11 protein-coding genes are annotated in these 12,825 nt (G+C 66.6%); 5 read left to right on the forward strand and 6 right to left on the reverse strand.

Annotated elements, in window-relative coordinates:
* Positions 1-67: 67 nt before the first annotated feature.
* The gene (locus tag AUP43_RS18210) at positions 68-739 is read right to left on the reverse strand and encodes a DUF4286 family protein (RefSeq protein ID WP_067560330.1); all 672 of its coding nucleotides are present in this window, start codon (positions 737-739) and stop codon (positions 68-70) included.
* A 118-nt stretch (positions 740-857) separates the two neighbouring features.
* On the opposite strand from AUP43_RS18210, the gene AUP43_RS18215 reads away from it, so the two are divergent.
* Together AUP43_RS18215 and AUP43_RS18220 are read left to right on the forward strand one after the other, a co-directional pair.
* Positions 858-2,954, forward strand: a complete 2,097-nt coding sequence (locus AUP43_RS18215) for a hydantoinase/oxoprolinase family protein (protein WP_067560331.1) — start codon at positions 858-860, stop codon at positions 2,952-2,954.
* A gap of 14 nt (positions 2,955-2,968) precedes the next feature.
* Positions 2,969-4,702, forward strand: a complete 1,734-nt coding sequence (locus AUP43_RS18220; protein ID WP_067560332.1) for a hydantoinase B/oxoprolinase family protein — start codon at positions 2,969-2,971, stop codon at positions 4,700-4,702.
* Between the two features lie 55 nt (positions 4,703-4,757).
* Here the strand turns inward: AUP43_RS18220 and AUP43_RS18225 are convergent, their stop codons facing one another.
* The 4 genes from AUP43_RS18225 to AUP43_RS18240 are packed head-to-tail and all read right to left on the reverse strand — an operon-like array spanning position 4,758 to position 8,114.
* A complete protein-coding gene (locus AUP43_RS18225) occupies positions 4,758-5,546 on the reverse strand; it encodes an ABC transporter permease (protein ID WP_067560333.1) in 789 nt (262 codons plus the stop codon).
* Positions 5,543-6,298 (reverse strand): ABC transporter permease, encoded by a 756-nt coding sequence (locus AUP43_RS18230; RefSeq protein ID WP_067560334.1) that lies wholly within the window; start codon positions 6,296-6,298, stop codon positions 5,543-5,545. The genes AUP43_RS18225 and AUP43_RS18230 overlap by 4 nt, the downstream gene beginning before the upstream one ends.
* Complete coding sequence (locus tag AUP43_RS18235; protein WP_157089424.1) at positions 6,295-7,113, reverse strand: ABC transporter ATP-binding protein; 819 nt, start codon at positions 7,111-7,113, stop codon at positions 6,295-6,297. The genes AUP43_RS18230 and AUP43_RS18235 overlap by 4 nt, the downstream gene beginning before the upstream one ends.
* Positions 7,114-7,136: 23 nt before the next feature.
* Positions 7,137-8,114 (reverse strand): ABC transporter substrate-binding protein, encoded by a 978-nt coding sequence (locus AUP43_RS18240; RefSeq protein ID WP_067560336.1) that lies wholly within the window; start codon positions 8,112-8,114, stop codon positions 7,137-7,139.
* Positions 8,115-8,245: 131 nt separating this feature from the next.
* Between AUP43_RS18240 and AUP43_RS18245 the strand changes: the two genes are divergently transcribed.
* Positions 8,246-9,106, forward strand: a complete 861-nt coding sequence (locus AUP43_RS18245) for an isocitrate lyase/PEP mutase family protein (protein WP_067560337.1) — start codon at positions 8,246-8,248, stop codon at positions 9,104-9,106.
* A gap of 25 nt (positions 9,107-9,131) precedes the next feature.
* Here AUP43_RS18245 and AUP43_RS18250 read toward each other — a convergent pair whose 3' ends face one another.
* Entirely contained in the window at positions 9,132-9,536 is a 405-nt protein-coding gene (locus AUP43_RS18250; RefSeq protein ID WP_067560338.1) for a cyclic nucleotide-binding domain-containing protein, read from the reverse strand.
* A 65-nt stretch (positions 9,537-9,601) separates the two neighbouring features.
* Here AUP43_RS18250 and AUP43_RS18255 point away from each other — a divergent pair, with 65 nt between their 5' ends.
* Together AUP43_RS18255 and pdeM are read left to right on the forward strand one after the other, a co-directional pair.
* Complete coding sequence (locus AUP43_RS18255; RefSeq protein WP_067560339.1) at positions 9,602-12,064, forward strand: ligase-associated DNA damage response DEXH box helicase; 2,463 nt, start codon at positions 9,602-9,604, stop codon at positions 12,062-12,064.
* A 13-nt stretch (positions 12,065-12,077) separates the two neighbouring features.
* The gene (pdeM, locus tag AUP43_RS18260; RefSeq protein WP_067560340.1) at positions 12,078-12,749 is read left to right on the forward strand and encodes a ligase-associated DNA damage response endonuclease PdeM; all 672 of its coding nucleotides are present in this window, start codon (positions 12,078-12,080) and stop codon (positions 12,747-12,749) included.
* Positions 12,750-12,825: the final 76 nt, after the last annotated feature.

Consider the following 12,825-nt stretch of genomic DNA (forward strand, 5'->3'; position numbering starts at 1 on the left):
GGATCAAGTCCGACCATGACGAGGCAGGGAGGAGTATCCCCTCGCCCCGCAGGGGCGAGGGAAGGCGTTACATTTCTGTCTTCGCCAGCATCCACATCAAGGTGTAGGTGCCGGTCGCGATAAGTGTCAGGCCCGGCAGGGCGGCGGACGCGACGGCCTTGGCGGCAGCGGCGGCGACGGCTGCGGAGGTGGTGTCGACCAGCACGATCCAATCCTTCGCTTCCGGCGCGTCTTTCGGCGCGTCCTTGTGCTCGGCCAGCGGCTTGGAGAGCTCCGGGTCGCTTTCCATGATATGGGCGGCCAGCGTGCCATCCCGCGTCGCCAGTTCGGCCAGCACCGCCTTCAGCGCCTCGCGCGCCTTGCCGGCATCGGCATCGCCGGGGCGCAGGCGGATGACCGCTGCCGCCCCGCCCAGGCCGGCCCCCATGCCCGCCGTGGTGCGCGCGACCTGGCGCTGCACATTCTTGAAATTGGCCATCACCGCCTTCGACCAGGGCGTCTGGTTCGCCAGCATCTGCTTATAGGCCGGGCTGGAGAGAACGGCGAAATCCTCGGTCTCGTAGAACGAGATATATTTCGGGCTGGCCTCCACCGCGATATAGCGCCGGGCCGACAGGAAACCCGGAATGCCGACCCGCTCGCCGACATGCTCGCGGTCGTACCAGCGATTGAACTCCTCCTCCTCGACGGCGGGAATATCGGTGGCGACGATCAGCATGCCGGTGCCCTGCAAAGCCATGTCCTGTTCCTCTTGCGCTGCGCTTTGGCCTAAAGTTGTCATCAATGTTGCACAACTAGGGGGGCGATTGTAGCGTGCCGTTCCTCCCTTTTTCGGCCTGCCTGACCCGGAGTGCTTCATGACTGCTTCCCCTTCCGCCGGCGCGCGCCTGGCCGTCGATATTGGCGGCACCTTCACCGACGTGGCGCTGGAAGTCGGCGACCGGCTGGTGACAACCAAGGTGCTGACCACGCCGGCGGCGCCCGAGGAAGGCGTGCTGACCGGCATCGCCAAGGTGATCGAGCAATCCGGCGTGAAACCGTCCGACGTGTCGATCATCATCCACGGCACCACGCTGGCGACCAACGCACTGATCGAGCGCAAGGGCGCCAAGACCGCGCTGCTGACCACCGAGGGCTTCCGCGATTCCGTGGAGATGGCCTATGAGAACCGGTTCGAGCAGTACGACATCAATATCGACCGGCCGAAGCCGCTGGTGCCGCGCCATCTGCGCCTGCCGGTGCGCGAACGGCTGAACGTGAAGGGTGAGGCGCTGATCCCGCTGGACGAGCAGTCCGTGCACGACCTGATCCCGGTGCTGAAGCGCGAAGGCGTGGAGAGCATCGCCATCGGCTTCATCCACGCCTACGCCAACCCGGCGCATGAGCAGCGCACGGCGGATATCCTGCGCGAGGCGCTGCCCGACCTGTCCTATTCGCTGTCCTCCGAGGTCTGCCCGGAAGTACGCGAATACGAGCGGCAATCGACGACCTGCGCCAACGCCTATGTGCAGCCGCTGATGGCCAGCTATCTCGCCCGGCTGAAAACGCAGCTGCACGATCTGGGCTATGGCTGCCCGTTCTTCATGATCACCTCCGGCGGCGGTCTGACGGCGCTGGACACGGCGATGAAATTTCCGATCCGGCTGGTCGAATCCGGCCCGGCCGGCGGGGCCATCCTGGCCAGCCGGATCGCCGCCGAATGCGGATTGGACGAGGTGGTCTCCTACGATATGGGCGGCACAACGGCGAAGCTGTGCCTGATCGACAAGGCGCAGCCGCTGGCCTCGCGCACCTTCGAGGTGGACCGCGTCTATCGCTTCATGAAGGGTAGCGGCCTGCCGATCCGCATCCCGGTCATCGAGATGGTGGAGATCGGCGCGGGCGGCGGTTCCATCGCCCATGTCGATACGATGAAGCGCATCACCGTCGGCCCGGAATCCGCCGGCTCCGTCCCCGGCCCGGCCTGCTATGGCAGGGGCGGCACGCAGCCCACCGTGACCGACGCCGATGTGGTGATGGGCCGCATCGACCCCGAAGTCTTCGCCGGCGGTTCGGTCAGCCTGTCGCCGGATAAGTCCAAGGCGGCGATGGCAGCGGAGATCGGCGCGAAGCTGAACCTCTCCGACGCGCTGGCCGCCTTCGGCATCGCCGAGGTGGTGGACGAGAACATGGCGAACGCGGCCCGCGTGCACGCGATCGAATGGGGCAAGGATATCGCCAAGCGCGCGATGATCGCCTTTGGCGGTGCCGCCCCGCTGCATGCGGCACGCCTCGCCGAAAAGCTGGAGATCGACCGCGTCATCATCCCGACCGGGGCTGGCGTCGGCTCGGCGCTGGGCTTCCTGAAAGCCCCCGTCGCCTATGAGGTGGTGCGCAGCCGGCATATGAAGCTCTCCCAGTTCGATGCAGGCGTCGCCAACGCGACGCTAAAGGAGATGCAGGAGGAAGCGCTGGCCATCGTGCGCGAGGGCGCGCCGAAGGCGGAGCTGGTGGAAATCCGCCAGGCCTATATGCGTTATGTCGGGCAGGGCCACGAGATCGCCGTCGATGTGCCGGTGCGCGAGCTGACGCAGGCCGACGCGCAGCATATGGCCGATGTGTTCGCCAGGGCCTATGCCGCGCTGTATGGCCGGACCATCCCCAATCTCGACATCGAAATCCTGAGTTGGACGCTGACCGTCAGCACCAAGGTGGAAAAGCCGGCGACCGTGCCGATGCCGGTGGAGAGCCTGCCGGCCCCGCAACCGAAATCGCGCAAGCCGATCTTCGATCCGGTGAAGACCGACCATGTCGAGGCCGGCATCTACTGGCGGCCCGATTTGAAGCCCGGCATGCGCATTCCCGGCCCGGCGCTGATCGCCGAGGAACAGACCACCACCGTCGTCTCCTCCAGCTTCGATGCGCTGATCAACGAGCTGGAGTATATTGTTCTCGTCCGCAAGACGGCCGCCTGAGGAAGGACATCGCGATGACCCGGAATTCCGCCCTCGACCAGATCCATCTGCAGATCATGTGGAACCGCCTGCTCTCGGTCGTCGAGGAACAGGCGCAGGCACTGATCCGCACCGCCTTCTCCACCTCCGTGCGCGAGGCCGGCGATCTGTCCGCCGGCGTGTTCGACGCCAAGGGCCGCATGCTGGCCCAGGCCGTCACCGGCACGCCCGGCCATGTGAACGCGATGGCCGCCTCGGTCGGCTTCTTTTTGGATCGGTTCCCGGCCGGGACGATGAAGGAAGGCGACGTGTTCGTGACCAACGATCCGTGGCTCGGCACCGGCCATCTGCACGATTTCACCGTGGTCACGCCGACCTTCAAGGACGGCAAGTTCGTCGCCCTGTTCGCCTCCACCAGCCATGTCGTCGATGTCGGCGGGCGCGGCTTCGGGGCCGATGGGCGGCAGGTCTATGAGGAAGGCATCAACATCCCGATCATGCATCTGGCCCATGCCGGCCAGATGAACGAATCGGTGCTGCAGATCGTGCGCGCCAATGTGCGCGAGCCGGTGCAGGTGGAAGGCGATCTCTATTCGCTGGCCGCCTGCAACGAGACCGGCAGCCGCCGCCTGGTGGACATGATGCGGGAATTCGCGCTCGATTCCATCGATCCGCTGGGCGAGCACATTATCGAGCATAGCCGCGCCGCCATGCTGGAGGAAATCCGCGCGCTGAAGCCCGGCACCTACAAGAATTCGATGCGCATCGACGGCTACGACAAGCCGATCGACCTGGTGGCGACGATGGTTGTGGGGGCGGACGGCATCGACGTCGATTTCGCCGGCAGCTCCGGCGTTTCCACCTATGGCATCAACGTGCCGCTGACCTATACCCAGGCCTATGCCAGCTTCGGCGTGCGCTGCGTGATCGGCGGCAAGGTGCCGAACAATGCCGGTTCGCTTGCCCCGGTGCGGATCACCGCCCCCGAAGGCACCATCCTGAATGCGCCGCATCCCTGCGCCGTCGCCGCGCGCCACGCCATCGGCCAGATGCTGCCGGACGTGGTGCTGGGCTGCCTGGAGCAGGTGATCGGCGAAGTGCCGGCCGAAGGCACGTCCTGCCTGTGGAACCCGATGCTGCTGGGCGGCCACGGGCTGGTGGGCGACGCCGATTACGGCAAGGCCACGCCCTTCGCCGTGAACCTGTTCCATACCGGCGGCACCGGCGCGCGGCCGACCAAGGACGGGCTATCGGCCACCGCCTTCCCCTCCGGCGTGCGTAACACGCCGGTGGAGATCAACGAGACGGTCGCGCCGCTGATCGTCTGGAAGAAGGAATACCGCACCGATTCCGGCGGTGCGGGACGCTATCGCGGCGGCGCCGGCCAGGTCATGGTCATCACCCATGCCGAGGGCGCGCCCTTCGCGATTTCTTCGATGTTCGACCGCATGATCCACCCGCCGCGCGGCCGCAAGGGCGGCGCCGAGGGCCAGGTCGGCAAGATGTACCAGCGCGATAGCGGCTTCGGCATGAAGCCGAAGGGCCGCCAGCCGATCCCCGCCGGCGAGACGCTGGTGCTGGAAATGCCCGGCGGCGGCGGCTTCGGCCGCCCGCATGACCGCCCCGCCGCCGAAGTCGCCGCCGACGTGCTGGCCGGCTTCGTCTCCCGCGAGGCGGCGGAACGCGACTATGGCGTGGTGCTGAACGATAATTACGCCGTCGACGAGGCCGCGACCGCCCAGCGCCGGGCGCAGGTGGCGGCGGAGTAGGAGAGGCCCGGCTTCTCCACCCCGCCGTTGGCTTCGACCTCTCTTTCCTGCCCTCTCAGCTCCGCGCGTGGAGCTTGCGGTCGAGTGCGAGCAGCAGGGAGCTGACGGTCACCGCGAACAGCGCCAGCAGCAGGGCCAGCGCCATGATGGTCGGCACGTCGTTCAGGCCGATGGCGTTGATGATCAGGAAGCCCAGCCCCTGCTGCGAGGCGAACATCTCGCCCAGCAGCACGCCCAGCAGCGTCAGCGCGAAGCCGATGCGCTGGCCGGACACGATCTCCGGCAGGGCGGCGGGCACCCAGACGGTGCGCATGGCCTGCAGCGGCGTCAGGCGCATCACCCGCGCGGTCTTGAGATACACCGGCTTGATGTTGCGCACCGCGTTCAGCGCGAAGATGGTGACCGGGATGATGCCGTGTATCGCCCCGAACGCCACCTTGGCCGACAGGCCCAGCCCGAAGATCAGCAGGATCAGCGGGTAGAGCGTGATTTTCGGCAGGGCGTAGAGGGCGACCAGGATCGGCTCGGCGATCTGACCGGACAGCCGGTGGATGCCGAGCAGCGTGCCCAGCCCCAGCCCGCCGACCGAGGCGATCAGCAGCGAATAGAACAGCGCCAGCAGGGTTTCGCCGACATGCGGCCAGAACCAGGCCTGGCCCATAAGCTGGATCAGCTTCGCCACCGTGGCGTAGGGCGAGGTCAGCGCCACGTCCCCGGCCCAGAGATGCAGGCCGTACCACACCCCCACCAGCCCGGCGATCAGCAGGATAAAATCCATCCAGCGGCGCAGCGCCGGATTGGCGGGCTTCGCCGCTGCCGCCTTGTCCACGGCGGAAGCGCTCATCGGCCGCCCATCCGGCGCTTCAGCATGCGCTGCTCCCAGATATAGAGCGCCATGTTCACCGCCGTCACCGTGGTCAGGATGAACAGCATCAGCGCATACATCGTCCGATTGTCGAAATTATTATAGGCGTAGGCGATGTCGTAGCCGATGCCGGCCCCCGACAGAATGAACTCCGAGGCGATGACGCCGATGAAGGAATAGGCCACCGCCAACTTCACCCCGGTGAACAGATAGGGGGCCGCCGAGGGCAGCTTGATCAGCAGGGCCGTCTGCAAGCTTCCCATCCGGTTCATCCGGCCGACCTTCAGCAGCACCGGCGGAATGCGGTCCAGCCCGTTCAGCGTATTGATGATCATCGCCACCACGCCGAACAGGAAGCCGATGATGATGATCGGCAGGTCGCTCATGCCGAAGATGACGATCAGCACCGGATAGAACACGAAGAACGGCACCGCGTAATAGCTCGCCAGCAGCGGGTCGAGCGCCCGGCGGAAGCGCGGCAGGCTGTGGATCAGAAGCCCGGCGATGAAGCCCAGCGCCACCGACAGCACGAAGGCGGCCAACACATTGCTCAGGGTCTTGGCGACAGGTGCGCCCAGCTTGCCGCTCTCGGCCATTTTCCACAGCTCGACCGCCATCCGGCTGGGCGGAATCATGGTCATGGTCTTGATTACGCCGGTCTGGCACAGCAGCTCCAGCAGGCCAACGGCGCCCAGCACGATCGCCAGACGTATCCAGCCGACGCGGCTCATCGCTTATGCCCCGAGGCTTTCATGGATTCCTCGCGCAGCAGCGACCAGAGATGGCCGGTCAGCCGCCCGAAACTCTCGTCCGAGACGATGCGGCTGTCGCGGTCGCGCGGCCAGCCGGTCTCCACCAGATCGATGAAACGGCCGGGCCGGGCCGACATCGCGCCGACGCGGTCGGACAGCATCGCCGCCTCGTCCAGCGCGTGGGTGATCAGCAGCACGGTCGCCCCGGTCTCGCGCCACAGCCGCAGCAACTCGTCGCCCATCAGCAGACGGGTCTGCTGGTCGAGCGCGCCGAACGGCTCGTCGAGCAGGATCAGCCGGGGCTGGAGCACCAGCGTGCGGGCAATGCAGACGCGCTGCCGCATGCCGCCGGACAGCTGCGCCGGATAGGCCTGGGCGAAATCCGCCAGCCCCATGAAGCCCACCGCGTAATCGACGCGGCGCTTGATCTCCGCCGCCTCGAAGCCGGCGCGGCGCAGGCCGAAGGCGACATTGTCCCACACCGTCAGCCAGGGAAAGCTGGCATCCTCCTGAAACACCACGCCGACCCCGTCTGGCACCTGGCCGGCGACCGGCCTGCCCTCGAAGGTAACCGTGCCCTCGGTTGGGGCCGACAATCCCGCCAGCACCTCCAGCAGGGTCGACTTGCCGCAGCCCGACGGACCGACGACCGCGAAGAACTCGCCCTTGGCGAGATCGAGATCGAGCGGCCCCAGGGCATGCACCGGGGGCTGACCGCCGACCGCCGGGAAGATGCGCGTCACCCCCGCCACGCTGGCATGGGTTTCGCGCATCGTCTTCGGGGCGGCGGGCATCGTTTCAACCGATGCCGCCATCGTTACGACTTCAGATCGTCGGGCAGGAAGGATTTATCGACCAGTTTCGACCAATCCATCGGGCCTTCGACCTCGCCGATGATGCGCAGGCCTTCGACCATGTTATCCATCGCCTTCAGGTCGAGATCGCCGCGGCCCCAATATTTCACGTCGATCATGTTCTTGACCGCGCGGATGCCCAGCGCCTCGTCGATCTTATAGGCCTTGGCGAACAGCTTGCCGGCTTCCTCGGGATTGGCATACAGGAAGTCCACGCCCTTGCGGCGGCCCTCAATGATCGCCTTCAGCTTCTCCGGGCTGGATTTCGCGAACTCGCTGGTGGTGATGCCGACCGTCTGGGTCATCAGCGGCAGCAAATCCTTGGCGAAGAAAACCGGCTGGTACTTATCGGATTCCCGCGACCAGATCGGGTCGAGGATCGGGGCCGCGACCACGCCGCCCTGGGTCATCGCCGTCAGGCCGGAACCGATGCCGCCGGTGGAAATGCGGTCGACCTTTTTCACATCCACGCCGCCGGCCGCCAGCGACATCAGCAGCACCATCTCGGTGACCGATTTCGGGCTGGTGAAGGCGACCTTCTTGCCGGCCAGATCCTTCACCGACTTGATCTCGCTGCCTTTCGGCGCGACCCACAGAATATCGTAGACCGAGGCGGCGCCGGTATTCACGATCTTGATATCCAGGCCTTCCTTGGCCGCCGCGACAGCCGCCGCCAGACTCACCTCGCCATAGGGCAGACCGCCGGCCAGCACGTTGCGCACCGTGGTGCCGCCGCCCTTCGAGGTCAGGATGCCGTCGACCTCAATGCCGGATTCCTTGAAGAAGCCCTTCTCCAGCGCGACCGCGTAGGGCGCGCCATACATCAGCACGCCCCAATGGGTGACGGAAATCTGGTCGGCCTGCGCGGCGGGGCTGGCGATGGAGGCGCCAAGCAGAGCCGCCGCCCCCAGAATTCCAGCTTTCAGACTGAACGAAGACATTTTATTTCCTCCCATGGAATGTTTTTGTTTATCCCGGATGCTAACCGGGTGTTGCGACTTTTGCCAAGTTGCGTCTATCGGTCTATGGAAATCATATACGCCATTCGGAAAAATCAAGGAATCAGCCACCGATGACCAAGACCCTGCGCCAGCGCTTCGCCGACAAGGAATTCATCACCGCGCCCGGCGTGTTCGACGGTATTTCCGCCCGCATCGCCGACCGCCTGGGCTTCCCCGCGCTGTACATGACCGGCTATGGCACCGTCGCCTCGCATCTCGGCATGCCGGATGCCGGTCTGGCGAGCTACACCGAGATGGTCGGCCGGGTGGAGACGCTGACATCCGTGACATCCACCCCACTGATCGCCGATGGCGACACCGGCTATGGCGGACTGTTGAACGTGCAGCGCACCGTGCGCGGCTACGAGAAGGCCGGCGCCGCCGCCATCCAGCTCGAAGACCAGGAATTCCCGAAGAAATGCGGCCATACGCCGGGCCGCCGGGTGATCCCGATGGCGGACATGGTCGGCAAGGTGAAGGTTGCGGTGGAAAGCCGCGATTCGGCGGATTTCCTGATTATCGCCCGCACCGACGCGCGCACCACGCTGGGGCTGGACGAGGCGCTGCGGCGCGGCGAGGCCTATGCCGAGGCGGGCGCGGACATCATCTTCATCGAAAGCCCGGAGAGCGAGGCGGAGATGGAGAAAATCTGCGCCAGCTTCGACGTGCCCTGCCTGGCCAACATGGTCGAGGGCGGCCGCACGCCGGTGGTGAGCCGCGATCGGCTGGTCGAGATCGGCTACGCCCTCGCCATCTTCCCGGCCACCGGCTTCCTCGCGGTGGGGGCGGCGCTGAACTCGGTGTACAGCACGCTGAAGCAGGAGGGTTCCAGCGTCGGCGTGACCGCGCCGATGGATAATTTCGGCGATTTCACCAGGCTGATGGGCTTCCAGGAGGTCTGGGACTTCGAGAAGCGCCACGCGCAGGATTGACCGGGCGTCACTCCTCCCAGGGGCGTCACTCCTCCCAGCGGAAACTTGCCTCCGCATGGTCGCGCAGCGGGTCGGCAAGCAATTCGTTGGTGGCGTAAAGGCGCTTCATCAGCACCCGCAGAAGCGCCTTCACCCCCGGCTCGCAAGTCTCCAGCAGCCGGTCGATGATCTGTTCGGTGATGGTGGAGCAGACGGTCAGCTCCACCGCCCGGACCGAGGCCTGGCGAGGCCCCTTGCTGACCAGCGCCATCTCGCCGACGATTTCGCCCGCCCCGAGATCGGCCAGATGCGTCTCCACCCCCTGGCGGGTGACGAACACTTCGACCTTGCCGGATTCGATGAGGAAAGCATTGCTGCCCAACTCGCCTTCGCGAAACAGCAGGCTGCCGGCATAAAACACCCGGCGATCCAGCACCTTTACCTTGGCCATTGCCGTCTTACTTCCGATCTATCGGGAGAGGTTTCGCTCCCCCTGCCCGGCTATCCGATTCATTGATGGACCCTATTCCCACGCATAGCACGTTGCCGGAGAATTTTCGCGGCTGGTTCGCGCAACGCGGATGGCGGGCGCACGCGCATCAGCTTGCCATGCTGCACGCCGCGCGCGAAGGCCGTTCAGCGCTGCTGATCGCGCCGACCGGCGGCGGCAAGACGCTGGCCGGCTTCCTGCCCAGCCTGGTCGAGCTGGCGGACGGGGAATATTCGGGCCTGCACACGCTCTATGTCTCGCCCTTGAAGGCGCTGGCGGTCGATATCCACCGCAATCTGGAAGTGCCGGTGGCTGAGATGGGCCTGCCGATCCGCATCGAGACGCGCACCGGCGACACGCCGCAATCCAAGCGTCTGCGCCAGCGCGCCAAGCCGCCGCAGATGCTGCTGACCACGCCGGAATCGCTAGCGCTGCTGCTCTCCTATCCCGATGCGCCGGAGATGTTCGCCGGACTGAAATGCGTGGTGCTGGATGAGTTGCACGCCATTGCCGGCACGAAGCGCGGCGATTTGCTGGCACTCGGTCTCGCCCGGCTGTCGCGCCTCGCCCCCGGCTGCCGACGGGTTGGCCTGTCCGCCACCGTGGCGCATCGCGACCCGCTGCTGGCTTTCCTGTCGGCGGAAGGCCGCGCCGAAGCCGGCGATGTCACGCTGGTGGCGGGCGGCGAGGCGGCGAAGCCGGAGGTGAAAATCCTTCTGCCGCGCGAGCGCATGCCCTGGTCCGGGCATATGGCGGTCTTCGCCCTGCCGGAGGTCTATGAGGCGGTGAAGGCGGCGAAAACCGCCATCGTCTTCGTGAACACCCGCGCCCAGGCGGAGATCGTGTTCCAGGAGCTGTGGCGGCTGAATGACGATAACCTGCCCATCGGCCTGCATCATGGCAGCCTCGCCGTCGAGCAGCGCCGCAAGGTGGAGGCGGCAATGGCGCGGGGCGCGCTGCGCGCCGTGGTGGCGACATCCTCGCTCGATCTCGGCATCGACTGGGCGGCGGTCGACCTTGTGGTGCAGGTCGGCGCGCCGAAGGGGGTGAGCCGCCTGCTGCAACGCATCGGCCGCGCCAATCACCGGCTGGATACGCCCAGCCGCGCCCTGCTGGTGCCGGCCAACCGCTTCGAGGTGCTGGAATGCAAGGCGGCGCTGGACGGCATCCGCGCCATGGAACTGGATGGCGATGCGCCGCGCCCCGGCGGGCTGGACGTGCTGGCCCAGCATATTGTCGGCACCGCCTGCGCCGGGCCGTTCCAGGCCGATGCGCTGTATGCCGAGATCGCGACGGCAGCGCCCTATGCCGGGCTCGACCGCCAGACCTTCGACGACATTCTGGAATTCTGCGCCACCGGCGGCTACGCCCTGCGCAGCTACGAGCGCTATCGGCGGCTGATCGGCGACGGGAAGGGGGGCTGGCGGCTGGCGCATCCACTGCACCTGCGGCGCTACCGGATGAATGTCGGCACCATCGTGGAAGCGGTGACGCTGAAGGTGCGGCTGAATCGCGGGCCGATCCTGGGCGAGGTCGAGGAATATTTCGTCATGGGGCTGGAACCTGGCGACACTTTCCTGTTCGCCGGCCGGCTGCTGCGCTTCAACGGGTTGAAGGAAACCACCGTCCAGGCCAGCCCGGCCACCGGCGACGCGCCGAAGATACCGGCCTATGCCGGCGGGCGGCTGCCGCTGTCGACCTATCTGGCCGACCGGGTGCGCGGCATATTGCAGGACGACGCCAATTGGCCGACGCTGCCCGCCCCGGTCGAGGAGTGGCTGCGCATGCAGCAATTCCGCTCCAGCATGCCCAGCCGCGAGGGGCTGCTGGTCGAGAGCTTCCCGCGCGGCGGCAAGGAGTTCCTGGTCGCCTATTGCTTCGAGGGCCGCAACGCGCACCAGACGCTGGGCATGCTGCTGACCCGGCGGATGGAACGGCTGGGCTTCGGCCCGCTGGGCTTCGTCGCCTCGGACTATGTGCTGGCAGTGTGGAGCCTGAAGCCGGTGCAGGCCGGCGATATCGGCGCGCTGTTCGCCGAGGATCTGCTGGGCGACGATCTGGAGGAATGGATGGACGAGAGCAGCATGCTGCGCCGCACCTTCCGCAACGTCGCCGTGATCGCCGGGTTGATCGAGAAACGCGCGCCGGGGCAGGAGAAGACCGGCCGGCAGGTCACCTTCAGCGCCGATCTGATCTATGACGTGCTGAGGAAGCACGAACCGTCGCATGTGCTGCTGCGCGCCACCCGCGCCGACGCCGCCGGCGGCCTGACCGATATCGGCCGGATTTCCGACATGCTCGGCCGCATCAAGGGGCGGATCGCCCATCGCCGGCTCGACCGCATCTCGCCGCTGGCAGTGCCGGTGATGCTGGAGATCGGCCGCGAGCAGGTCTATGGTGGCGCGCTCGACGATCTGCTGGACGAAACCGCCGAATCGCTGATCGAAGAAGCCACAAGAATGCCCCCGCAAGCCCGCCTGCCGCTATGATTCCAACGCCGTGATGCCGAACGCCGCCCGTTTCGAGGTGAATGGCGCCCTGCTCGCCGGTGACCCCAGCGGGGCGCTGTGGTGGGCCGAGCGCCGGGCGCTGATCGTCGCCGACCTGCATCTGGAAAAAGGCACCGGCTTCGCCCGGCGCGGCACGCTGCTGCCGCCCTATGACACGCGCGAGACGCTGACCCGGCTGGAGGCTGTGATCGGCCGGCTGGAGCCGGACATCGTCGTCAGCCTGGGCGACAGCTTCCACGATGGCGACGCCGCCACGCGGCTGGATGCCGCCGATACCGCCCTTTTGTCGCGTCTGACCGCCCTATGCGACTGGCGCTGGATCGCCGGCAATCACGACCCCGCCCCGCCCCCGGATTGGGGCGGCAGGGTGGAAGCGGAGATCGTGCTGGGCGGCCTCGCCTTCCGGCATGAGGCGCTGCCGGATCGCGGCGATGGCGAGGTCAGCGGCCATTATCACCCCAAGGCCACCGTGCATACCCGCGCCCGGCGCATATCCGGCCGGTGCTTCGTTACCGACGGGCAGCGGCTGATCCTGCCTGCCTTCGGGGCCTATGCCGGCGGGCTGGATGTTTTCGATCCGGCTATCGGCCGGCTTTTCCCGCGCGGATTCGACATCCACCTGATCGGCCGCAGCAAGGTTCACAGCCTGCCCGGAAGACGGTGAGCGCCCATGAACCAGCCGGGCCGCCTGGTGACCCTCATGCTGAGAGCCCCTGTGCCGTGTCCTTCGAGACGCCGCT

Source organism: Oceanibaculum pacificum (assembly GCF_001618175.1).
GTDB classification, from domain to species: Bacteria; Pseudomonadota; Alphaproteobacteria; order Oceanibaculales; family Oceanibaculaceae; genus Oceanibaculum; species Oceanibaculum pacificum.